The sequence below is a fragment of the Streptomyces sp. NPDC005799 genome, from assembly GCF_040630525.1.
Lineage (GTDB): Bacteria > Actinomycetota > Actinomycetes > Streptomycetales > Streptomycetaceae > Streptomyces > Streptomyces griseorubiginosus_B.
Genome location: NZ_JBEXXQ010000027.1, coordinates 108,349 through 129,644, shown reverse-complemented (window position 1 = coordinate 129,644; position 21,296 = coordinate 108,349). Strand labels below are relative to the sequence as shown.

Below are 21,296 nucleotides of genomic sequence, written 5' to 3'. Positions count from 1 at the left end.
ACCGCCGCGGCACCCACCGCCACGGCCCCTCACCGCCTCGGCCCGTCTCCGCCGGCACCCCACCGCCGCGGCCCCCACCGCCACGGCCCGTCGCCGTCTGTCACACCCGCGACCACGTCCCCCGGTCCCGCGCCATCGCATGCAGCGCTTCCACGTCCGCCGGTTTGAGTACGCCGCCCGTGCGGGCCAGGCCCTCGGTCTCCGTGTCCTTCAGAACGCGGAGGTCGCGGAGCGAGACGGTGACCGTCACGTCGGTGGGCTCGAAGAGGGCGAGGACCGGGTGGACCTCGGCCGTGAGCGCGTAGGACGCTCGGTCGGCGTCGGCGCGGACCCGCCGCAGGAGCGGGTGGGGGTCGCGGCGGCCCAGGGTGACCATGGGGTCCGCGACCGTCACCCGCTGCTTGCGGGCGTGGACGGTGTGGACGGCGAACAGGCCGCCGGGGCCGATCGCCAGGTGGTGGATGCGGTCACCGCCGGGCAGCGGGACGGAGTGCAGGGCGTGCCAGCCCGCGCCGTCGAGACGGTCCAGGGCCTCGCCGACCGCCTGCTCGGCGGCCAGCGCGCGCCGGCGCGGGTCCGGTCGCAGCCGGTGTGCCGGGGCGGGGTCGCGGTCCAGGGCGACCAGCAGCGCCTCGCCGGGGCGGTTGGGCGCCAGGTCGTCGTCCGGGTGGAGGGAGAGACGGGCCAGCTCGGCCGGGGTGGGCACGGAGGGCGGCCCGACGGCCACCGGGCCGGTGAGGAAGGGGCCCAGGGCGTGCAGTACCCCCTCCCGCTCCTCCTCGCTGAGCAGGTTGATCCTGGCCGCCTCACGGTCGTACCAGGCGACGTTGTGTCCGTCCGTGCGGCACACGTACAGCCGTTCCTGACCGTGCCTCCAGGTCGGTATGACGCGCAGTCCGTTCATGCACCATCACCCCATGACCATGGGAACAGGCGGGGTGCTCCATCGGCAAGAACCCGGTTACCTTTGAGAGCAGTTGGGCCCCACTGGAGGGGGATGGGGAGGCGTTGTTGCGTACCCGCAGGAAGCAACCCGACGTACCGGCTCCGGACGCCCCGTGGAGCGAGATCGTGCCTGGTCTGTGGATGGGCGGGCACGAGTTCCGGGGGCATACCGGGCAACTGGAGTTCGCCGTCGTACGGGATCAGTTCGATCTCGTGCAGACCTTGCTGAGGCTGCCGGGCCACGGGCCCGACCCGGGTGTGGAGCACCATGTCTGGCCCATACCCGACGGACCGCTGGACGGCACACAACTCGCGGGGGTCATTCGCCTGGCCCTGGCCGCGAGTGAGGCACTGGACGAGGGCCGCAAGGTCCTCGTCCGCTGTTACCACGGGTACAACCGCTCGGGTCTGGTGGTCGCGCACGCCCTGGTGCGCCGGGGCCACTCCGCCGAGCAGGCGATCCGGCTGATCAGGTCCCGTCGCTCGCCGTGGGCGCTGCACAACGATCTGTTCGTCGACTATCTGCGGGCGGGGCTGCCGACGGCCCGGCTGCTGGAGGAGCTGGCGGAGTAGGGACCTCGCGGGACCACCGGGGAACTGGCCCAGCAAGGGCCTCGCGGAACCACCGGGGAAACTGGCCCAGCAAGGCGCCTCGCGGGACCACCGGGAAGCGCGGGTAAGTGTTTCTTCGGGGCGGTCGAGTAGCGGAGGTAATCGTTTCTTCGGCCGCCTAGGGTGTATCGGGCAACCCTGCCCTCCCGGCCCCTGGAGCACCGTGCCCCGCACCCGCCCCCTGCGCACCGCGCTGGCCGTCGCCCTGCTGGCGGCGGCCGCTGCGGGCTGCGGTGACGCGGGCGAGCTGCGCGGCGCGGGGGCGACGCCGACCGCGACCAGCCCCGCCAAGCTGTGGCCCCAGCTGTCCCCGGCCGCGAGCCCGGCCTGGGACTACGACAACGGCGAGTCCGAGGTCATGAAGGGCGTCACCGCCCCCGGCGGCGACATACGCAGGGTCGATCCGGTGGCGATCGTGCGGGCCGAGATCGCCCAGCACCCCGACGAGTACGCCGGCTCGAAGGCGCCGTACCGCGAGACCGCCCGCCGGATGGCGTACTGCGTCCGCGGGCCCGCGGACGAGCGGTGCCCGCTGCTCAAGGGCTACGACCGGGACCTCACCGGTGACGGGCGGCCGGATCTGACGCTGGGCTTCCGGCTGCTGCCGGGCACCCAGACCGCCGTGCGGGTCTACACCGTCGAGGCCGGCCGGGTGGTGCAGGTGATGGCCAACGACGACGCGGTGAGCGGGGTGGAGCTGGCCGGGCACTCGGTGATCATCCACGCTCCCTCCGACCTCGCCGACTACGAGTACCGCTTCCAGTGGACCTGGGACCCCGACCAGAAGGTGATGCTGCTCACCCACGACGAGATGCTGCGCCTGGGCAAGCACGAGCACCGCCACCGCCGCTCCCCGTCCCCCTCGGCGACCCCATGACGCGGCTCGCGCTCCCCCACTGGGCCGGCACGCTCGCCGTGAAGGCCGCCGTCTTCATCACGGTGATGTGCTGCGGGCTCGCCGCGATGCTCGGCGTGCTGGTGCACGTCTCGGTGACCGACCAGACCGTCGGCCAGGCCCGCAGCCTCGCGCTGGCGCGGCTGGCGGACGCGACGAAGGCGTACCAGGCCGGGGACACCCTGCTGCCGGGGGCGAGCGTCGATCCGCCGGGGCTGCCGCGCGCGCTGCGGGATCTGGCGGTGGCCGGGGACCGCGGCACGATGGTCTCCGACCACCACGGGCAGCCCACGATGTGGGCGGCCGGTCCCGCCGACCGGAACCGGGCACTGGCCGTCGAGGTGGACTACGCGCAGCAGGCGCACACCATCGCCGGGCTCGACCGGGCGATCCTGTGGTCGTCGGGGCTGGCGATCGGGGCGACGTTGCTGGTGGGCGCGTTCGCGGTGACCCGGGTGACCCGGCGGCTGCACGCCACCGCGCAGGTGGCCCGGCGGATCAGCGCGGGTGATCTGGACGCGCGGGTGGGTGATCCGCGGACGAGGGACCAGAGCCGGCCGCAGGACGAGGTGGCCGCGGTCGCCGCCGCGCTGGACACCATGGCGGCCTCCCTGCAGGGCAAGCTGCTGAGCGAGCAGCGGTTCACGGCGGACGTGGCGCACGAGCTGCGGACACCGCTGACGGGGCTGCACGCGGCGGCCGAGCTGCTGCCTCCGGGGCGGCCGACGGAGCTGGTGCGGGACCGGGTGGCGGCACTGCGCACGCTGACCGAGGACCTGCTGGAGATCTCCCGGCTGGAGACCGGGCGGGAACAGCTCGAACTGGACGGCGAGGAGCTGGGGGCGCTGGCCGCGCGGGTGGTGCGGGCGTCCGGGACCGACACGGAGGTCGTGGTTCTGCGGGACACCCGGGTCGAGACCGACCGGCGGCGGCTGGAGCGGGTGCTGGGGAACCTGGTGGCCAACGCCCACAAGCACGGGCGGGCGCCGGTGTCCGTGACCGTCGACGGGGCGGTGGTGACCGTACGGGACCACGGGGACGGGTACCCGGACTACCTGGTGGAGCACGGGCCGCAGCGGTTCCGTACGGAGGGCGGGGCCAAGGGGCACGGGCTGGGGCTGACCATCGCCGTGGGTCAGGCGGAGGTGCTGGGGGCGCGGCTTGAGTTCACCAACGCGGTGGACGGCGGGGCCGTAGCGATCCTGACGCTGCCTCAGCGCGGGCCCGCCCTCCCCGATGGCGCAGTGCGACGGGCGGCCGTGCCCGAGTCCTCCTAACGTGGCGATTAGTCAGGTTCGCCCCATTCGTGGAGGTACTCCCCCATGTCCCTGCGCTCCACCATCACCCGCCTCGGCATAGTCGCCGCGGCCGGTGCCCTCGTCACCTCCGCCGCCGTCACCCCCGCCCTGGCCGACAACGACTGGGGCAGCGGCGACTCAGGCGCGGACAACCAACAGAGCCAGCAGAGCCAGGAAAGCGGGCAGAGCTGGCAGGGCCAGCAGAACCAGCCGAACCAACAGAGCCAGCCCAACCAGCCGAACCAGCAGAGCGGGCACAGCTGGCAGGGCCAGCAGAACCAGCCGAACCAACAGAGCCAGCCCAACCAGCAGAACCAGGAAAGCGGGCAGAGCTGGCAGGGTCAGGGGAATCAGCAGAGCTGGGAGCAGGGCGATCACGGCGGCGGCCAGCGGCTCGCCCGGGGTGTCGTCACCGCGAGCGAGCTGAACCTGCGCAGCGCGCCCAACCGGGGCAGCCAGGTGATCCGGGTGGCCCACCGGGGCGAGCGCGTCTCCATCTTCTGCAAGACGCCGGGTCAGAGCGTCGACGGCAACCGTCTCTGGTACCTCCTCACGGACGGTACCTGGGCCTGGGGTTCGGCCCGTTACATCGAGACCATCGGGACGCCGCCACGCTGGTGCTGAGCCCCGGAGGTCACAAGACCCACTATTTGGGTAAGTTCCGGACATGATCAACGCCGGAACCACCGTGGTACAGGCGGATCCTCCCGCCCGCGCGGTACGCCTCCCCCGGCGCCGTGGCATCGAGTTGGCCCTCATCGTCCTCGCCGTACTGCTGTCGGTGTACGGCTACTGCGCGGTGGGCCTCGCCCGATACGGCACCGTCCCGCCCGGCGCCGCCGGTTACGGCGCCGGGCTCGGCGTGCTCGCGCTGCTCGCGCATCTCGCGGTGCGGCTGCGGGCGCCGTACGCCGACCCGCTGCTGCTGCCGATCGGGGTGCTGCTCAACGGCCTCGGCCTGGTCCTGATCTACCGCCTGGACCTGGAGACCCCGGGCGACCGCGCGGCCCCCACCCAACTCGTCTGGTCCACGCTGGGCGTGATCCTGTTCATCGTGGTCGTCCTGATGCTGCGCGACCACCGGTGGCTCCAGCGCTACTCCTACGTCTGCGTCGCCGCCGCTCTCGTCCTGCTTCTGCTGCCCATCCTCTTCCCGGCCGTCAACGGCGCCCGGATCTGGATCCGGATCGCCGGATTCTCCATCCAGCCGGGCGAGTTCGCCAAGGTGCTGCTGGCGGTGTTCTTCGCCGCGTACCTGGCCGCGAACCGCAGCGCGCTCGCGTACACCGGCCGCCGGATCTGGTTCATGCAGCTGCCCACCGGCCGTGTTCTCGGCCCGATCCTGGCCATCTGGCTGCTGAGCGTCGGCGTCCTGGTCCTGGAGCGCGACCTCGGCACGTCGCTGCTGTTCTTCGGCCAGTTCGTCGTCCTGTTGTACGTCGCCACGGGCCGCACCGGGTGGATCGCGGTCGGGGTGCTGCTGGCGGGCCTGGGCGCGGTCGCCGTCGGCTGGCTGGAGCCGCATGTGCACAGCCGGGTGGAGGACTGGCTGCACCCCTTCGCCTCCATCGACGCGGGCCTGGGCCCCGGCCAGCTCGCCCAGTCGCTCTTCGCCTTCGCGGCGGGCGGCGTCCTCGGCACCGGACTGGGCCTCGGCCACTCGCTGCTGATCGGCTTCGCGGTCAAGTCGGACTTCATCCTGGCCACCGCGGGCGAGGAGCTGGGCCTGGCGGGTCTGTGCGCGATCTTCCTGCTCTACGGCCTGCTGGTGGAGCGCGGCTACCGGGCCGGCCTCGCCCTGCGCGAGCCCTTCGGCCGGCTGCTCGCCGTGGGCCTGGCCTCGCTCATCGCGCTCCAGGTCTTCGTCATCGCCGGCGGAGTGACCGGTCTGATCCCGCTGACCGGCATGGCGATGCCCTTCCTCGCCCAGGGCGGCTCGTCGGTGGTCACCAACTGGGCGATCGTGGCGCTGCTGATCCGGGTGAGCCATACGGCACGCAAGGAGTACGACGGCGAGGTCGCCTCATGACCCGCTACATCCGGCACGCGGCCGGTTTCTGCGCCCTGCTGCTCCTCGCGCTCCTCGTCAACGCGGCCCGCGTGCAGGTCGTCCGGGCCGGTTCCTACGACGCCAACCCGGCCAACCGCCGTTCGGCCATCGCCCGTTACGGCCAGCCCCGCGGCGACATCCTGGTGGCCGGCGAGCCGGTCACCGGCTCCCGGGACTCCGGCCAGCAGCTCCGCTACGAGCGGACGTACGCGAACGGCCCGTTGTACGCCCCGGTCACCGGCTTCGCCTCGCAGATGTACGGCACCACGCTGCTGGAGCACACCCAGGACGGGGTGCTGTCCGGCACCGACCCGGTGTTCACACCGCTGCCGCTGTGGCACGGCCTCACGCGCTCGCTCAGCCCCGGCGGGGACGTCGTGACCACCCTCAACCCGGCGGCCCAGCAGGCGGCGTACGAGGGGCTGGACGGACGCAAGGGCGCGGTGGCGGCGGTGGAGCCGTCCACGGGCCGCGTCCTGGCCCTGGTCTCGACGCCCTCCTACGACCCCTCGGTCCTGTCCGGGAACGCGGCGGCCACCGAACGATCCTGGGAGCGGCTGAACTCCGACCCCGACAAGCCGATGCTCAACCGGGCGGTACGGCAGACGTATCCGCCGGGTTCGACCTTCAAGGTCGTCACCGCGGCGGCGGCGCTGGACGCGGGGGTGGTCACGGACCTGGACCGGCCGACGAGGTCACCGGACCCCTACCGGCTGCCGGGGACGCGGACCTGGCTGATGAACGAGGGCGACGGCTGCGAGGACGCTCCGCTGCGGGACGCCTTCGAGTGGTCGTGCAACACGGTGTTCGCCAAGCTGGGCGTGGATGTCGGGGTCACCGGCATGACGAAGACGGCCCAGTCGTTCGGCTTCAACGACAGCGCCCTGCGGGTGCCGTTCTCGGTCGCGCGCAGCACCTTCGACACCTCGGTCGACAAGGCGCAGCTGGCGCTGTCGTCGATCGGCCAGTACAACACGCGGGCGACGCCGTTGCAGATGGCGATGGTCGCGTCGGCGGTCGCCGACGGGGGGCAGCTGCGACAGCCGTACCTGGTGGAGCGGACGACGACGGCCGACGGCGGCACCGCGTGGACGGCGGGCCCGCGTACGGTCCGCCAGGTGATGCGCCCGGAGACCGCGGATCTGATGAAGGAGCTGATGGAGGGCGTCGTGACGGAGGGCACCGGCACGAACGCCGCGATCCCCGGCGCGATCGTCGGCGGCAAGACCGGAACCGCGCAGCACGGGGTCGGCAACGCCGGTACGCCGTACGCCTGGTTCGTGTCCTGGGCGCAGCGGGAGGAGGACCTGACGCCCAAGGTCGCGGTGGCCGTGGTGGTGGAGGACGGGTCGGCGCACCGGGGGGAGATCACCGGTGGCGGGGTGGCGGCGCCGATCGCCCGGGCGGTGATGGAGGCGGTGCTGAACTCCGGGTCGAGGTCCGGTGGTTGAGACGGGGGTACCGGAGGCGGAGGCACCCTACCTAACGTTCGGTACATGACGACACCGGAAGCCGCGTACCAACTCGCCCAGGTCAACATCGCCCGGCTCAAGGCCCCGCTGGACTCGCCGCAGTTGAAGGACTTCGTCGACGCCCTCGATCCCGTGAACGCCGACGCGGACGCCGCCGAGGGCTTTGTCTGGCGGTTGCAGGACGAGTCCGGTGACGCGACGGACGTGGCCGTGTTCGGCGACGAGTGGCTGATCATCAACATGTCGGTGTGGCGGGACCCGAACGCCCTCACGACGTTCATGTACCAGGGGCGCCACCGGGAGATGCTGGCCCGCAGGAGGGACTGGTTCGAGCGGGTGGCGGAGGCGATGGCGGTCCTGTGGTGGGTCCCGACGGGCCACCGCCCCACGGTGGCCGAGGCGGAGGAACGCCTGCTGCATCTGCGCGCCAACGGCCCGACGTCGTACGCCTTCACCCTGCGCACCACGTTCCCGCCGGCCCTCGGCGACCCGCGTCCGCTGACCGGCGAGATCCCCGAGGACCTGGGCTGCTCGGTCTAGGGCCTGTTGCGATCGTCCCGCCTGCCCCGCGACGCCCGGCACGCTCCCCCACGCTCGAACAACCTCGCGGGGGGGACCCTCATGACGCCGCAGGGCCCGCCCTCCGGGCGAACGGCGGGACTTTCGCAACAGGCCCTCGCCCGCCCGTCAGGTCTCGACCGCGCCCGTCTCGATCGCCTCCTCCACCTCCGCGACCCGCTCCCGCTCCTCCGCCGCGAAGCGCTCCGCGTCCAGTTTCTCCGCGATCTCCTCGTCCTGGGCCATCAGCAGGTCCAGGTTGGAGTCGCCCATCTCGAAGACGCCCAGGTCGACATAGGCCTGCTGGAGGCGCTTGCCCCACAGGCCGATGTCCTTGACGCACGGGACGATCCGGGAGAAGAGCAGCTGCCGGAAGAGCGCCAGGAACTCGGACTTCTCGCTGTACTCCTCCGCCTCGGCCGTCGGGATGCCGAAGTTCTCCAGGACCTCGACCCCGCGCAGCCGGTCGCGCATCAGGTAGCAGCCCTCGATGACGAACTCCTCGCGCTCGCGCAGCTCGGCGTCGGTGAGCTGCTTGTAGTAGTCGCGCAGGGCCATCCGGCCGAAGGCCACGTGCCGGGCCTCGTCCTGCATGACGTAGGCGAGGATCTGCTTGGGCAGGGGCTTGGTCGTGGTGTCGCGGATCATGCCGAACGCGGCCAGCGCCAGACCCTCGATGAGCACCTGCATGCCCAGATAGGGCATGTCCCAGCGGCTGTCGCGGAGCGTGTCGCCCAGCAGCGACTGGAGGCTGTCGTTGACCGGGTAGACCATCCCGACCTTCTCGTGCAGGAACCGGCCGTAGATCTCCGCGTGCCGCGCCTCGTCCATGGTCTGCGTCGCCGAGTAGAACTTGGCGTCCAGGTCCGGCACCGACTCCACGATCCGCGCCGCGCAGATCATCGCGCCCTGCTCGCCGTGGAGGAACTGGCTGAACTGCCAGGACGCGTAGTGCTGTCGCAGTTCCCCGCGCTCCTTCTCGCTCATCTTCGCCCAGTACGGCGTCCCGTACAGCGAGATGGACTCGTCCGGGGTGCCCAGCACGTCGTACGGATCGACCTCCAGATCCCAGTCGATGCGCCGCTGCCCGTCCCACTGCTTGTCCTTGCCCTTCTGGTAGAGGGCGAGCAGTCGTTCGCGGCCGTCTTCGTACTCCCAGCTGAAACGGGCCGCGCCGGACGCAGGGACCTGCCAGAGATAGTCACCGGGGTCGTTGGTGTACAGCTCATGGGTCGGCATACCCCGCAGGCTCACATGTAGACGCCGAGTCAACAAGTCCCGTGCAGGGGATTGACGGGCTTGCTGACAGGCAGTCTCATAAGTGCCATGACGACTCTCACGGAAGCAGACGCACTCGACGGCCTGCGCGACGCCCTCGGGCTGCTCAAGGACCGCGAGCAGGTCGCCGAGCGGCTCCTCGCCTCCTCCGCGAAGCACTCCTTCGACCCGGACAAGGAACTCGACTGGGACGCGCCCTTCGAGGAGGGCAAGTGGTTCTGGCCGCCGGAGCTGGTCTCGCTGTACGACACACCGCTGTGGAAGCGGATGGGCGAGGAGCAGCGGATCCTGCTGTCGCAGCACGAGGCCGCCGCGCTGGCCTCGCTGGGGATCTGGTTCGAGATCATCCTGATGCAGCTGCTGGTGCGGCACATCTACGACAAGGCGGCGACGAGCGCGCATGTGCGGTACGCGCTCACCGAGATCGAGGACGAGTGCCGGCACTCGAAGATGTTCGCGCGACTGATATCGCAGGGGGGCACGCCCTGGTATCCGGTGGCCCGGGCGCACCAGCGTCTGGGGCGGCTGTTCAAGACGATCTCCACGACTCCCGGGTCCTTCACGGCGACGCTGCTCGGGGAGGAGGTCCTGGACTGGATGCAGCGGCTGACGTTCCCCGACGAGCGGGTGCAGCCGCTGCTCCGGGGGGTCACGCGGATCCATGTCGTGGAGGAGGCGCGGCATGTGCGGTACGCGCGTGAGGAGCTGCGGCGGCAGATGGTGACCGCGCCCCGGTGGTCGCAGGAGTTCACCCGGGTGACGTCCGGGGAGTTCGCCCGGGTGTTCTCGGTGGCCTTCGTCAATCCCGAGGTCTACACGAATGTGGGGCTGGACAAGCGGGAGGCCCTGGCGCAGGTGAGGGCGAGCGGGCATCGGCGGGAGGTCATGCAGACGGGCGCCAAGCGGCTGACCGACTTCCTGGACGACATCGGGGTGCTGCGGGGGGTCGGCCGGCGGCTGTGGAAGAGCTCGGGCCTGCTGGCTTGAGGCGACATGCGCGGCCTGCGATTACGCTGCACTGCATGACTCCCGCCGCCCCCGCCTATCGACGGCTCAGTGTCGAGGAGCGACGAAGCCAGCTTCTCGACGCCGCCCTCGGTCTCTTCGCGCACCGCGCCCCCGAGGACGTCTCCCTCGACGACGTGGCCGAGGCGGCCGGGGTCTCGCGCCCCCTGGTCTACCGGTACTTCCCCGGCGGCAAGCAGCAGCTGTACGAGGCCGCGCTGCGGTCCGCCGCGGACGAGCTGCGGCAGTGCTTCGACGAGCCGCGGGAGGGGCCTCTCCTGCCTCGGCTCTCCCGGGCCCTGGACCGCTATCTGGCCTTCGTCGACGAGCACGACGCCGGGTTCAGCGCGCTGCTCCAGGGCGGCAGCGTCGTGGAGACGTCCCGGACGACGGCCATCGTGGACGGGGTGCGGCGGGCCGCCGCCGAGCACATCCTCAGTCACCTCGGTGTCAGCGAGCCCGGGTTGCGGCTGCGGATGACCGTGCGGATGTGGATCACGGCGGTGGAGGCCGCCTCGCTGATCTGGCTCGACGAGGGCAAGCAGCCTCCGGTCGAGGAGCTGCGGGACTGGCTGGTGGAGCAGTTCGTGGCCGTGCTGTCGGTGACGGCCGCCCGGGACACACAGACCGCGGCGCTGGTACGGGCGCTCGCGGAGGATGTCTGACACTGGTGCCGTGAAGAGCGAACCGACCCCCTTCGAGGGTGGCCCCATGGACGGCCGGGTGCTTCCGGTGCTGGTCGGGGCGACCGGGCAGCCGCCGAAGATCTACCGCATCCCGGTGCCGGACCCGGCCGGCGGTCCCGACACCGTGCTGGTCTACCGGCGCGTCCCGCGCGGACACAGCAGACGGCTCGGGATCCAGCAGGGGTGGAAGTACGCGTACGACCCGGAGGGCAGGGACACCGGCCGGCTGAAGTGGCCGTGGTCCAAGCCGGACGCCACGCCGGGCGGCAAGCCGGAGAACACCGACGGGTGACGGGGTTGCGCCGAACCGCGCACACTCGGCGCGCGCGACGCGCGCGGGCGTCTGAAGCTCGCGGTGCGGGGCAGAGGGGCTGGCCCGCACCGGAGGTGATGACGTGTCAGGAAGGCTTCTGCGTCTGGCGTGTACGGCGGCGGTGGCGGTCGGCACCGTCCTCGCGCCGCTGCCCGCCGCGGCCGTGCCCGAGCCGGGCGGGCGGCCCGTCTCCGAGCTGCTGACGGATCTTCAGCGGCGGTACCGGGAGGCCGAGCAGGCCACGGAGACCTATGACGCGACCGAGGAGAAGCTGACCAGGCAGCGGGCCGAGGTCGAGCGGCTGGACAAGGAGCTGGCCCGCACCCGGATCTCCCTGGACGACAGCAGGAGCGCGGCCGGGCGGCTGGCACGGCAGCAGTACCAGAACAGCACGGAGATCTCGTCGTACGTCCGGCTGCTGCTGGCCCGTGATCCGCAGCAGGCGCTCGACGAGGGGCATGTCATCGGGCAGGTGGCGCGGGAGCGGGCGCTGACGCTGGGGCGGCTGGCCGGCACCGAGAAGAGGGCCGACGAACTGGCCCGCCGGGCGCGCAAGGCACTGGACGACCAACTCGCCCTCGCCGAGCGGCAGAAGAAGGACCGGGACGCGGTGCGCAAGCGGCTGAGGGACGTGGAGGCGCTGCTGGTCTCCCTCACCCCCGAACAGCTAGCCGCCGTAGCCCGGTTGGAGAAGGACGGGGTCGACCAGGCGCAGCAGCGGTTCCTGGCCTCGGGCGCGCCCAGCGACGACGGCAAGCCCTCGGGCGGCGCCGACCGGGCCGTGCGGTACGCCGTGCGGCAACTGGGGAAGCCGTACCGGTGGGGCGCGCAGGGCCCGGCGTCGTACGACTGCTCGGGCCTCACGTCACAGGCGTGGCGTCACGCCGGAACGCCCATCCCCCGCACGAGCCAGGAACAGTGGGCCCGGCTCCCGAGGATCCCCCTGAACAGGCTCCGCCCCGGCGACCTGGTGCTCTACTTCCCGCGGGCCACGCACGTGGCGTTGTACGTGGGGAACGGCATGGTGATCCAGGCCCCGAGAACCGGCGAACAGATCAAGGTCTCCCCCATCGCGTCGTACCCGATCCTCGGAGCCGTCCGCCCGAACGCCACTCAGCCCCCCGCCAAGGAGGCGGGGTAGACCCGGGCGCCCGGACGGCGCCCGCAGGTCAGGCGCCCGCGAGCGAGGCCAGATAGTCCTCGGCCTTCTGGGGTTCGTAGAAGAAGTTCTCGAAGTCCGCAGGGTTGTCGAAGCCGTTGGCGAAGCGGTCGGCCACCGGCTGGAGTTGGCCCCCGGCTCCGATGAGGTTGAGGATGTGCTCCGGCGGCGGGGCGAGCATGGCGTTGGTCCACTTGGTGACGTGCTGAGCCGTCTCCCAGTAGCGGTCGAAGGTGGCCCGCATCCAGGACTCGTCGAACTCCTTCTCGCCGTTCTCCAGGATCGAGGCGAGGTACGAGGCGGCGCACTTGGCTGCGGAGTTGGAGCCCTGGCCGGTGATGGGGTCGTTGGCGACGACGACGTCCGCCACCCCGAGGACCAGCCCGCCGCCGGGGAGCCGGCCGATCGGGTTGCGGACGGTCGGGGCGTAGCGGCCGGCCAACGTGCCTCCGGCGTCGGTGAGTTCGACCTTGGTGGCGCGCGCGTACTCCCAGGGCGTGTACCGCTCCATGAGTTCCAGGGTCAGGGAGAGGTGCTCCGCCGGGTCCTTGACGCCGCCGAAGACGTCGAGCGGGCCGCCGGGTATGCCCTCCCAGAACAGGATGTCGGCCGGCCCGGACGTCGTCAGCGTCGGCATGACGAACAGCTCGCCGACCCCGGGCACCAGGTTGCAGCGGACGGCGTAGTAGTCCGGGTGCTCGGGGCGCGGGCCCAGACCGTGGACGTAGGAGACGGCGAGGGCGCGCTGCGGCTCGCTGTACGGCGAACGGGACGCGTCCCGGCCGAACATGGACACCAGCTCGCCCTTGCCCGCCGAGACCAGCACCAGGTCGTACGTACGGGAGAAGTAGTCGAGGTCGGAGACCGCCGCGCCGTGGATGACCAACTGCCCGCCGCGCTGGGCGAACGTCTCCATCCAGCCGGCCATCTTCACCCGCTGGTCGACCGACTGCGCGTACCCGTCGAGCCTGCCCACCCAGTCGATCGCCCGTGCCGCGGGGCCCTCGGCCCAGGAGCCAGGGGCCGCGACCGAGACGCCGAGTCCTTCGATCTTCGGGGCCTGGGACTCCCAGAAGTTCAGCTGGAGATCGCGCTCGTGCTGCAGTGCCGTGTGGAACATGCACTGCGTCGACATGACCCGGCCGGAGCGGATCTCGTCCGCGGTCCGGTTGGACATCAGGGTGACCTCGTACCCGTGCGACTGAAGGCCGAGGGCGAGCTGGAGACCGGACTGGCCGGCTCCTACGACGAGTATCTTCCGCATACCGGGGCTGTTCTCCTACTCGTGGACTACTGGACTGCTCGGGGGACTACTCGGGGGTTTCGTCCAGTGCGTGGGCGACGAGGGACAGCAGGGTCTCGATCGCCGAGATCCTCCGCCGCGCATCCATGATCATGACAGGTATGTGGGCGGGGATCGTCAACGCCTCCCGCACGTCCTCCGGTTCGAAGTGCTCACTGCCGTCGAAGTGGTTGACCGCCACGACGTACGGCATCCCGCAGCTCTCGAAGTAGTCCAGGGCGGGGAAGCAGTCCTTCAGCCGCCGGGTGTCCGCGAGGACGACCGCGCCGATCGCGCCGCGCACCAGGTCGTCCCACATGAACCAGAACCGCTGCTGGCCCGGCGTGCCGAACAGGTACAGCACCAGGTCGTCGTCGAGGGTGATACGGCCGAAGTCCATGGCCACGGTGGTGGTCAGCTTGCCGGGCGTGGCGGTGAGGTCGTCGGTGTCCTCGCTCGCCTCGGTCATCAGCGCCTCGGTCTGCAGGGGCGTGATCTCCGAGACGGCGGTGACCAGCGTGGTCTTGCCCACACCGAAGCCTCCCGCCACGACTATCTTCGTGGCGATGGGGGCGCGGGTGCGGTCCGTCTGCCAGGACTGCAGGTTCTCGTCGGGGTCGACGTGGGAGGCGACGCCGACGGCGTCAGAGACGACGGAGTCCACTCAGCACCCTTTCCAGCAGAGCGCGGTCCGGACGGCCCGTGCCGTGACCGGTACCTGTTCCGTACACGCGGATCTTTCCCTGGTCCGCGAGGTCGCTCAGCAGCACGCGGACCACGCCGAGCGGCATCTTCAGCAGCGCGGCGATCTCGGCCACCGTGCGCATACGGCGGCACAGTTCGACGATGGCCCGCATCTCGGGCATGACCCGGGTGCTGAGCGAGCCGTTCGTCAGTTCCTTGCGCTCCTCGGGGGCCTCCAGCGCCGCGACGAACGTCTCCACGAGGAGGACGTGGCCGAAGCGGGTGCGGCCGCCGGTGAGCGAGTAGGGGCGGACGCGGGCGGGCTTGCGGTCGCCGCCGCGCACGGGGAGCGTCTGCTTCTGCTGCTTCTCGATGGTCATCGGGTGCCCCCGGCGGACTCCTGCTCCAGGGATTTTCGCAGCTCGCTGCGGAGTTCGGGGGTCAGCACATGGCCGGCGCGACCGACGAAGAGCGCCATGTGGTACGCCACCACGCTCATGTCACAGTCGGCGGAGCCGTGCACGCCGAGCAGGCTGCCGTCGCTGATCGACATCACGAACAGACTGCCCTCGTCCATCGCGACCATCGTGTGCTTCACGACGCCGGAGTCCATCAGCTTGGCGGCGCCGACGGTGAGGCTGCCGATGCCGGAGACGATGGTCGCGAGGTCGGCGGAGGAGCCGCGGGGGCCGGTGCGCCTGGTCCGCGTCTTGGCCTCCTCGTTGCGCCCCGGGTCGGAGGACAGCAGCAGCAGGCCGTCGGAGGAGACCACCGCGACTGACTGGATGCCGGGCACCTCCTCGACGAGATTGGTGAGCAGCCAGTGCAGATTGCGGGCTTCAGTGCTCAGGCCGAAGGTACTGGGCGCGGTCAACTGCTTGCCTCCTCGACGGTGCCCCCCGTGGCTGGTGTCCTGGTCTGGCCTGTCTCTCCGGCGATCTCCGCGGCCACGTCCCGGTAGCCGGCCTGCGCGCCGCGGCGGAAGCCGCCGAGCCTTCTGCGGAGGGCTTCGGCGTCGACGGAGCTGGTGCGCGGGCGGGGCAGGGCGGTGGGTGCGGTGATCTTCGGAGTGCGCTTGGGGAGGCCCTTTGACGTCAGGACGTCGGGGGTGTGCTCATGCTCGTGGGTCGCCTCGGCTTCGCCTACGGCGGATTCGTGCCCATCCGCACCACCCGTGCGGCTCTCGTGGTCGGGTGCGGGTGACCCCTGTGGGGCGAACTCGCCGTCGGCGGGCGCGGGTTGCGGGACGAACGGGTCCGCCTGCGGCGCGGGTCCCGTGTGTGTCGGGTCCGGCTCCGCCGGGCGGGGCGGGAGCAGGAGCTCCATCGTGGTCTCGGCCGGGTGCTGCGCCGGCTCCTCCTCGGCGTCCTTCTCCTGCACGGCCTGCTCGGCGAGGGCCACCAAGGGGTCCGCCGAACGACCGTGGAGGACGTTGGAGTTGGCCTCCGCGTCCGCGCCCGGGAGGGAGAAGGTGTGGGTGACCGGGGAGGTCGTGGAGGAGGGGACGGCGGTGCTCGGCGCCGGGGACAGCAGCGGCTTCGGCAGCACCACCACCGCCGCCACTCCGCCCTGCTTCTGGTCGCGGAGCTGGACCCGGACGCCGTGCCGGTGGGCGAGGCGGGCCACGACGTACAGGCCGAGGCCGAGACCCTCGTCGCCCTCCTGGTCGTACGGCGCCTCGGGGTCGAACTCGGCGAGTCGCGCGTTCAGGCGGGTCATGCGGTCCGGGGTCATGCCGATGCCCTCGTCCTGGACGGAGAGCATGACCTCGCCGTTCTCCAGGAGCCAGCCGGAGACCTCGACCGGCAGGTCCGGCGGGGAGAACGACGTGGCGTTCTCCATCAGTTCGGCCAGCAGGTGCGAGAGGTCGTCGGCGGCGAAGCCCGCCACGTGGGCGTGCGGGGGCAGCGCCGCGATGCGGACGCGTTCGTAGCGCTCGATCTCGCTGACCGCCGCGCGGACCACGTCCACCAGCGGGACGGGACCCGCGGTCTGCTGGACGTGTTCGGTGCCGGCGAGGACCAGCAGGTTCTCGCTGTGCCGGCGCATGACCGTGGCGAAGTGGTCGAGCTTGAAGAGGGTGGAGAGGCGGTCGGGGTCCTGCTCACGCTCCTCCAGGCCCTCGATGACGGTGAGCTGACGCTCCACCAGGCCGAGCGTGCGCAGCGCCAGGTTCACGAACGTGCCGCCGATGCTCTCCCGCAGCCGCTCCAACTGGGCTGCGGAGTCCTCGAGTTCGGCACGGAGTTCGGCGCGGGCGTCGGCCATCTTCTGCCGCTGTCCGACCAGGTGCTTGCGGTCGGTCTCCAGCGTGGCGATCCGCTCGTGCAGCGCGGCGGCGTGCGCGTGCAGGGCGTTGACGGAGCGGACGACGTGGGCGAACTCGTCGTTGCGGCCGGTGAAGGTGACCGGTTCCTCGGCGGCGGGGTTCTCGGCCTCGGCGAGCCGGGCCGAGCCGCGGCGCAGGACCGACAGGGGGCGGGTGAGCGAGCGGGCCATGGCGGTGGCGACACCGACGGCGACCAGCATCAGGACGCCGAGCACGGCGACGCGGATCTCCAGCGCGGTGACGTCGTCGTCGCGCAGCTGGGCCAGGTCCTTGGTGCGGCGGTCGTAGAGCGCGGACTCGACGCCGCGCATCATGTCGAGGCGGGCGGACAGCGCCGCGTCGACCTTGGTCGCGCTGGTGTCCAGGTCGGAGGAGGACAGCGTCGGCTGGTCGGTGAGGCTCGCCAGGTACTTCTCGGCGGAGTTGACCTCGGAACCGGTGACCGTGGTGTCGTACGAGGTCAGGGCCGCCTTCGGCGCGGTCTCGTGGAAGTCGGCGAGCGCCGCGTCGGCGCGCAGCCGGGCCTGCTGGGCGGCCGCGGTCAGGGCGTCGCGCGTCGTGGCGTCGGCGCCCGTGGAGGTGGTCTGGGTGACCGGCAGGCCGGTGACGGGGCTGATGACCGTCCGGGTCGTCGTCGGCACGTTCAGCGCGGCCACCAGCAGCCCGCGCGCGGCGGCCGACTGCTGTACGGCGGAGTCGAGCTCGGCGAGGGAGTGGGCGCCGGAGCCGGCCCGGGGCGGGGTCTGCTCGGCCAGCCGCTCGGCGAGCCGGTGCAGGTCGCTGATGACGGCCGAGTAGGCCTCGTGCGTCTGCAGGGCGCTGTTCTGGCCGGTCAGGGCCGCCCGGCGCAGACCGGCGATGCCGTCCAGGTCGCCGCGCAGGGAGGCCGGCGCGTCCGGGTCGGTGCGCAGTTCCTCGACCTGCCGGTCCACCCGCGAGCTCTGCTGCTCGGAGGGCGCCTTGGACTTGGGCCGCCCGGCCGCGACGTAGGAGGTGACCTCGTCGCGCTCGTCGGCGAGCGAGTGCGCGAGGGCGAGCGCCTTCTCGGTCTGCCCGGAGAGCGTCACCAGGTCCTGGGAGTCCTTCAGATCGCCGGAGGCGGCGAGGACCGAGGGTGTCCCGGCTCCGGCGACGGCGGCGGCCACCACGGCCACGGCCACGACGAGCCGGTTGCGTACGTGCGTGGGACGGCCCTTGCCGGTGACAGTGGCGGAGGCGGGCTCCGCACCCGCTCCGGAGGCCGTCTGCTTGCCTGTGCGACGAGGCCGCGTCTTCTGCACCGGTGCTCGCATTCCTGACTCGTGCCTGTTCATGGGGCCGGGTGACGCTCCGTCAACTGCGGCGGACTGTGCGTACACCTGGCGCGGTTCCCGACCCTCCCAGTGCCGGTGGGCAGGAGCCGTACATCACCGGGCCCGCCACCCGAAGGAGTGAACATCGGAGGAGAGTTGGCGGGCAAGTTCCTCCGGCGGTCGCGACGGCCTTTCCGGGCGGGCCGGTTGGACGTCCACGGCGACCGGTGGCAATATGTGCCGCCACGCCTTCCCGGAACACCGAATTCCAGCCCAAATCAGGCGTCTGACCTGCGCGAGTACGCCAATTCGGAAACCAATGCAAGCCTTTGGTGAATCGCGTGAAGAGGTCGTGCAGACTGGCCGAATGCGTACGGAACTTGTTTCGCAGCCGGGCGATTCCGACCGCCCCAACGAGGACTTCGCGGCCGTCGCTCTCCCGGCTTCCGGCCAGGGTGGCGCCCTCGTCGTCCTCGACGGAGTCACCCCGCCGCACGGCGGGACGGGGTGTCTGCATTCGGTCCCCTGGTACACGGCCAGGCTGGGCGGGGCGCTGACCGAACTGACCGTTTCCCTCCCGGATGTTCCGCTCACCGAGGTTCTTTCGCGTGCGATCGCACGCACAGCTGACACACATTCCGCCACTTGTGACCTTTCTCACCCACGAACCCCACAGGCGACCGTGGTGGTGGCGCGGTGGTCCGAGGAGACGGTCGACCATCTCGTCCTGTCCGACTCCGCCCTGCTGCTGGAGTCGTCGCGGGGCTCGGTGACGCCCGTCCTGGACGACCGTCTCTCCCGCCTGCCGCGCTCGGCTCTGGCCTCGGACGCCGTGATTGACGCGACGCTCCGCAACAAGGAGGGCGGCTTCTTCACGGCGGCGGCGGATCCGTCGGTGGCCCGACGCGCGGTGACGGGTGCCCGGCCGCGCGCGGAGGTACGGGCCCTGGCCGCCCTGACGGACGGTGCGGCCCGCTGGGTGGAGAAGTTCCGTCAGGGCGACTGGACGGACTGCTTCCGCCTCGTGCGCAAGGAGGGGGCACAGGTTCTGGTGGACCGCGTACGGGAGCTGGAGCGCGCCGACAGCGAGCTGCGCGGCTTCCTGGGGCGCAGCAAGACGCACGACGACGCGACGGTCGTCCACGCCGAGCTGGGGGCTAGCCGGCCGCGCCGGACGCGGTGAGGGTGTGCCACTGGCCGTCCTTGCCCTGGCCGTTGGTCTGGCCGGCCGCGGTGTCGCCGACGTAGCGGTACAAGGGCCAGCCGGCCAGAGTGAGTTGCTTCTGCCCGTCGCGGTGGACGGTGCCCAGCAGGCTCTGCTGGACGCCCTGGGTGCGTACGGAGTCCTGCACGATGACGGGCAGCCAGGTCTTCACGCAGGCGCCGGAGCAGGTCCACTTGGACGGGTTCGGCTCGTCCTTGGCATAGCGGTAGAGGGTCATCCCGTTGCCGTCGGTGACCACACCGTCCGCGCCGCGCACGGTGATCGTGACCGCGTTCCCGGCGGCGGGCGCGGTGGTCGCGGGAGCCGGCGTGGCGGTGGTGGCCGGCGTGACGGGCGCGGCCGAGGTGACCGGGGCGGCCGGGGCCGTGGCGGAGGCGTCGGTGGAGGAGTCGCACGCAGCCAGCAGGAACGCGGATGCGAGACCTGCGACCGAAGCGAGGACGATGCGGTGCGGGATCACGAAGTTGCCCTTCCTACGGGAGTCGCCGTTCGAGTCACTCCCTAGGTACGGGGGGCGGCTCCCGCCCTCTCAGCGGCCGGTGTCACATGACGCACTCTTGACCACCGGCCGCGTCCGAGTCCGCCCCGGCTACTTCTCCATGCCCCGGTTCAACTGCGCCAGCAGTCGCGCCAGTTCCGCCACCTCGCCGCGGTCCCAGTGGGAGAGCTGGCTGACGTACCGGGCGCGGCGGGCGTCGCGGACCTTGGTCACCCGCCGGTGCCCCTCCTCCGTGAGGTGGACCAGCCAGGCGCGGCCGTCGGCCGGGTCGGGCTCGCGGGCGACCAGCCCGAGCTCCTCCAGGGCGCGCAGCTGACGGGACATGGTGGCCTTGCCGACGCCGATGTACGCCGCGAGTTCGGTGGCGCGCTGGCGGCCGCACTCGTCGAGGCGGATGAGCAGTCCGTACGCCGCCGACTCCAGGTCGGGGTGGACCTCGCGGGCCATCTCGCCCTGGTTGGCGCGGGCGCGCCGGAACAGGATCGTCAGCTCCCGCTCCAGGGACAGGTACTCCGGGTCCGCACCGCTCGACGTCAGTCCCGACGAGCCCCGGACCTCGTCCCTGTTTACGCCTTCGTGCACGTCAGCCCCTGCCTCGGTTTCCCGTTCGTGAAAGTTTCCGCCAAAACCCGCCGTCACCGCAGCTCCGTCAGTATTTCGCAGGGCTAGACCAACGGCAGCCTCCGGCCCCTCTTCACACCCCTGGTTCTACGTGCGTAGCTTCGTTGCCGGGCCCGTGCTGGCATGCCCACGCCAGCACCAGCGGCCCTTCACACCGGCACCTCAGCGCTCCCCCACCGAGCATCACCGAGCCTTCGGAGGCACGCCATGCCCGTGCACAGACCCGGACCGGTCCGCCCCCGGCGCCTCTTCCTCGCCGGACTTCTGCTCACCGCCCTCTCCCTCGTCCTCGCCGGCCCGGCCGACGCGGCCACGAAGCCGGCCCGTGGCGCCGCCCACATGGGCATGGGCGTCCTGGCGCACGACGGCCGGGCCGGCGCTCCGGCCGCCCATGCCGTCGCCCAGACCGAGGGCGTGGACGTCTCCGGCCACCAGGGCGACGTGGCCTGGTCGACCCTGTGGAGCAGCGGGGTCAGATGGGCCTACACCAAGGCCACGGAAGGCACGTACTACACCAACCCGTACTTCGCCCAGCAGTACAACGGCTCGTACGGGGTCGGCATGATCCGCGGCGCCTACCACTTCGCCACCCCCGACACCACCGGCGGAGCGACCCAGGCGAACTACTTCGTCGACCACGGGGGCGGCTGGTCCGCGGACGGCAGGACCCTTCCCGGGACCCTGGACATCGAGTGGAACCCCTACGGCGCAGAGTGCTACGGCAAGTCGCAGAGCGCGATGGTGAGCTGGATCGCGGACTTCCTGAACACCTACAGGTCCCGCACCGGCCGGGACGCCGTCATCTACACCGCCACCAGCTGGTGGAGCGACTGCACCGGCAACTACGCCGGGTTCGGGTCGAGCAACCCGCTGTGGATCGCCCGCTACGCGTCGGACCCGGGCACACTGCCGGCGGGCTGGCCGTACTACACGATGTGGCAGTACACCTCCTCCGGCCCGACCGTCGGCGACCACGACAAATTCAACGGGGCGCTGGACCGGGTGCAGGCCTTGGCCAACGGCTAGAACCACACCACCCCGGCTGGGGGTCCGGGGGTCATCCCCCGGGACATGCCACAACGGGGCGCTGGAC

22 protein-coding genes are annotated in these 21,296 nt (G+C 71.5%); 13 read left to right on the top strand and 9 right to left on the bottom strand.

The genetic code is table 11. The features are described from left to right. Positions 1-100: 100 nt before the first annotated feature. The gene (locus ABZ453_RS26190; protein ID WP_359018240.1) at positions 101-904 is read right to left on the bottom strand and encodes a nuclease-related domain-containing protein; all 804 of its coding nucleotides are present in this window, start codon (positions 902-904) and stop codon (positions 101-103) included. A 107-nt stretch (positions 905-1,011) separates the two neighbouring features. Between ABZ453_RS26190 and ABZ453_RS26185 the strand changes: the two genes are divergently transcribed. From ABZ453_RS26185 to ABZ453_RS26155, 7 genes are all read left to right on the top strand, one after another. Beyond that, on the top strand, positions 1,012-1,518 hold the full coding sequence (locus ABZ453_RS26185) for a dual specificity protein phosphatase (protein WP_356772908.1): 507 nt from the start codon (positions 1,012-1,014) through the stop codon (positions 1,516-1,518). A 202-nt stretch (positions 1,519-1,720) separates the two neighbouring features. Next, a complete protein-coding gene (locus ABZ453_RS26180; RefSeq protein ID WP_359018238.1) occupies positions 1,721-2,434 on the top strand; it encodes a hypothetical protein in 714 nt (237 codons plus the stop codon). Then, positions 2,431-3,729 (top strand): HAMP domain-containing sensor histidine kinase, encoded by a 1,299-nt coding sequence (locus tag ABZ453_RS26175; RefSeq protein WP_359018236.1) that lies wholly within the window; start codon positions 2,431-2,433, stop codon positions 3,727-3,729. The genes ABZ453_RS26180 and ABZ453_RS26175 overlap by 4 nt, the downstream gene beginning before the upstream one ends. A 45-nt stretch (positions 3,730-3,774) precedes the next feature. Next, on the top strand, positions 3,775-4,374 hold the full coding sequence (locus ABZ453_RS26170) for an SH3 domain-containing protein (RefSeq protein WP_359018234.1): 600 nt from the start codon (positions 3,775-3,777) through the stop codon (positions 4,372-4,374). Between the two features lie 43 nt (positions 4,375-4,417). Further along, positions 4,418-5,779 (top strand): FtsW/RodA/SpoVE family cell cycle protein, encoded by a 1,362-nt coding sequence (locus ABZ453_RS26165; RefSeq protein WP_359018232.1) that lies wholly within the window; start codon positions 4,418-4,420, stop codon positions 5,777-5,779. Beyond that, positions 5,776-7,251: a penicillin-binding protein 2 gene (locus tag ABZ453_RS26160; RefSeq protein WP_359018230.1), complete on the top strand. Its 1,476-nt coding sequence runs from the start codon at positions 5,776-5,778 to the stop codon at positions 7,249-7,251. The genes ABZ453_RS26165 and ABZ453_RS26160 overlap by 4 nt, the downstream gene beginning before the upstream one ends. A gap of 45 nt (positions 7,252-7,296) precedes the next feature. Next, positions 7,297-7,812 carry a DUF3291 domain-containing protein gene (locus ABZ453_RS26155; RefSeq protein WP_359018228.1) on the top strand — a complete coding sequence of 172 codons (516 nt, stop codon included), beginning with the start codon at positions 7,297-7,299 and terminating at the stop codon, positions 7,810-7,812. A gap of 147 nt (positions 7,813-7,959) precedes the next feature. Here the strand turns inward: ABZ453_RS26155 and ABZ453_RS26150 are convergent, their stop codons facing one another. After that, positions 7,960-9,069 carry a ferritin-like domain-containing protein gene (locus ABZ453_RS26150; RefSeq protein ID WP_359018226.1) on the bottom strand — a complete coding sequence of 370 codons (1,110 nt, stop codon included), beginning with the start codon at positions 9,067-9,069 and terminating at the stop codon, positions 7,960-7,962. An 87-nt stretch (positions 9,070-9,156) separates the two neighbouring features. Between ABZ453_RS26150 and ABZ453_RS26145 the strand changes: the two genes are divergently transcribed. From ABZ453_RS26145 to ABZ453_RS26130, 4 genes are all read left to right on the top strand, one after another. Further along, entirely contained in the window at positions 9,157-10,095 is a 939-nt protein-coding gene (locus tag ABZ453_RS26145; protein WP_359018224.1) for a diiron oxygenase, read from the top strand. Positions 10,096-10,130: 35 nt separating this feature from the next. Continuing rightward, a complete protein-coding gene (locus ABZ453_RS26140; protein ID WP_359018222.1) occupies positions 10,131-10,778 on the top strand; it encodes a helix-turn-helix domain-containing protein in 648 nt (215 codons plus the stop codon). Then, on the top strand, positions 10,771-11,091 hold the full coding sequence (locus tag ABZ453_RS26135) for a hypothetical protein (protein ID WP_359018220.1): 321 nt from the start codon (positions 10,771-10,773) through the stop codon (positions 11,089-11,091). The genes ABZ453_RS26140 and ABZ453_RS26135 overlap by 8 nt, the downstream gene beginning before the upstream one ends. 103 nt (positions 11,092-11,194) lie before the next feature. Further along, on the top strand, positions 11,195-12,253 hold the full coding sequence (locus ABZ453_RS26130) for a C40 family peptidase (protein WP_359018218.1): 1,059 nt from the start codon (positions 11,195-11,197) through the stop codon (positions 12,251-12,253). Between the two features lie 28 nt (positions 12,254-12,281). Here the strand turns inward: ABZ453_RS26130 and ABZ453_RS26125 are convergent, their stop codons facing one another. Genes ABZ453_RS26125 through ABZ453_RS26105 form a run of 5 tightly spaced genes read right to left on the bottom strand, consistent with a single transcriptional unit; the run spans position 12,282 to position 17,846 of the window. Continuing rightward, on the bottom strand, positions 12,282-13,535 hold the full coding sequence (locus ABZ453_RS26125; RefSeq protein WP_359018216.1) for a styrene monooxygenase/indole monooxygenase family protein: 1,254 nt from the start codon (positions 13,533-13,535) through the stop codon (positions 12,282-12,284). A gap of 46 nt (positions 13,536-13,581) precedes the next feature. Beyond that, on the bottom strand, positions 13,582-14,217 hold the full coding sequence (locus ABZ453_RS26120; RefSeq protein ID WP_359018214.1) for an ATP/GTP-binding protein: 636 nt from the start codon (positions 14,215-14,217) through the stop codon (positions 13,582-13,584). Continuing rightward, positions 14,198-14,617, bottom strand: a complete 420-nt coding sequence (locus tag ABZ453_RS26115; RefSeq protein WP_359018212.1) for a DUF742 domain-containing protein — start codon at positions 14,615-14,617, stop codon at positions 14,198-14,200. Before ABZ453_RS26115 ends, ABZ453_RS26120 begins: the two co-directional genes overlap by 20 nt. Continuing rightward, entirely contained in the window at positions 14,614-15,111 is a 498-nt protein-coding gene (locus ABZ453_RS26110; RefSeq protein WP_356772935.1) for a roadblock/LC7 domain-containing protein, read from the bottom strand. The genes ABZ453_RS26115 and ABZ453_RS26110 overlap by 4 nt, the downstream gene beginning before the upstream one ends. Continuing rightward, the gene (locus tag ABZ453_RS26105) at positions 15,108-17,846 is read right to left on the bottom strand and encodes a nitrate- and nitrite sensing domain-containing protein (protein ID WP_359018210.1); all 2,739 of its coding nucleotides are present in this window, start codon (positions 17,844-17,846) and stop codon (positions 15,108-15,110) included. Before ABZ453_RS26105 ends, ABZ453_RS26110 begins: the two co-directional genes overlap by 4 nt. 379 nt (positions 17,847-18,225) lie before the next feature. On the opposite strand from ABZ453_RS26105, the gene ABZ453_RS26100 reads away from it, so the two are divergent. Then, on the top strand, positions 18,226-19,041 hold the full coding sequence (locus tag ABZ453_RS26100; RefSeq protein ID WP_359018208.1) for a protein phosphatase 2C domain-containing protein: 816 nt from the start codon (positions 18,226-18,228) through the stop codon (positions 19,039-19,041). On the opposite strand, the gene ABZ453_RS26095 is transcribed toward ABZ453_RS26100, so the two are convergent. Together ABZ453_RS26095 and ABZ453_RS26090 are read right to left on the bottom strand one after the other, a co-directional pair. Beyond that, a complete protein-coding gene (locus tag ABZ453_RS26095; RefSeq protein WP_359018206.1) occupies positions 19,016-19,543 on the bottom strand; it encodes a hypothetical protein in 528 nt (175 codons plus the stop codon). The genes ABZ453_RS26100 and ABZ453_RS26095 overlap by 26 nt on opposite strands. Before the next feature lie 129 nt (positions 19,544-19,672). Next, a complete protein-coding gene (locus ABZ453_RS26090; protein ID WP_359018204.1) occupies positions 19,673-20,164 on the bottom strand; it encodes a MarR family transcriptional regulator in 492 nt (163 codons plus the stop codon). A 246-nt stretch (positions 20,165-20,410) separates the two neighbouring features. Here ABZ453_RS26090 and ABZ453_RS26085 point away from each other — a divergent pair, with 246 nt between their 5' ends. Continuing rightward, positions 20,411-21,229 (top strand): lysozyme, encoded by an 819-nt coding sequence (locus ABZ453_RS26085; RefSeq protein ID WP_359018202.1) that lies wholly within the window; start codon positions 20,411-20,413, stop codon positions 21,227-21,229. Positions 21,230-21,296 lie beyond the last annotated feature (67 nt).

What these genes read in the sequence shown, in the direction of transcription:
- ABZ453_RS26190 (WP_359018240.1), bottom strand. Translation starts at nt 904, where the DNA reads ATGAACGGACTGCGCGTCATACCGACCTGGAGGCACGGTCAGGAACGG.
- ABZ453_RS26175 (WP_359018236.1), top strand. Translation starts at nt 2,431, where the DNA reads ATGACGCGGCTCGCGCTCCCCCACTGGGCCGGCACGCTCGCCGTGAAG.
- ABZ453_RS26170 (WP_359018234.1), top strand. Translation starts at nt 3,775, where the DNA reads ATGTCCCTGCGCTCCACCATCACCCGCCTCGGCATAGTCGCCGCGGCC.
- ABZ453_RS26165 (WP_359018232.1), top strand. Translation starts at nt 4,418, where the DNA reads ATGATCAACGCCGGAACCACCGTGGTACAGGCGGATCCTCCCGCCCGC.
- ABZ453_RS26160 (WP_359018230.1), top strand. Translation starts at nt 5,776, where the DNA reads ATGACCCGCTACATCCGGCACGCGGCCGGTTTCTGCGCCCTGCTGCTC.
- ABZ453_RS26155 (WP_359018228.1), top strand. Translation starts at nt 7,297, where the DNA reads ATGACGACACCGGAAGCCGCGTACCAACTCGCCCAGGTCAACATCGCC.
- ABZ453_RS26150 (WP_359018226.1), bottom strand. Translation starts at nt 9,069, where the DNA reads ATGCCGACCCATGAGCTGTACACCAACGACCCCGGTGACTATCTCTGG.
- ABZ453_RS26145 (WP_359018224.1), top strand. Translation starts at nt 9,157, where the DNA reads ATGACGACTCTCACGGAAGCAGACGCACTCGACGGCCTGCGCGACGCC.
- ABZ453_RS26140 (WP_359018222.1), top strand. Translation starts at nt 10,131, where the DNA reads ATGACTCCCGCCGCCCCCGCCTATCGACGGCTCAGTGTCGAGGAGCGA.
- ABZ453_RS26135 (WP_359018220.1), top strand. Translation starts at nt 10,771, where the DNA reads ATGTCTGACACTGGTGCCGTGAAGAGCGAACCGACCCCCTTCGAGGGT.
- ABZ453_RS26125 (WP_359018216.1), bottom strand. Translation starts at nt 13,535, where the DNA reads ATGCGGAAGATACTCGTCGTAGGAGCCGGCCAGTCCGGTCTCCAGCTC.
- ABZ453_RS26115 (WP_359018212.1), bottom strand. Translation starts at nt 14,617, where the DNA reads ATGACCATCGAGAAGCAGCAGAAGCAGACGCTCCCCGTGCGCGGCGGC.
- ABZ453_RS26100 (WP_359018208.1), top strand. Translation starts at nt 18,226, where the DNA reads ATGCGTACGGAACTTGTTTCGCAGCCGGGCGATTCCGACCGCCCCAAC.
- ABZ453_RS26085 (WP_359018202.1), top strand. Translation starts at nt 20,411, where the DNA reads ATGCCCGTGCACAGACCCGGACCGGTCCGCCCCCGGCGCCTCTTCCTC.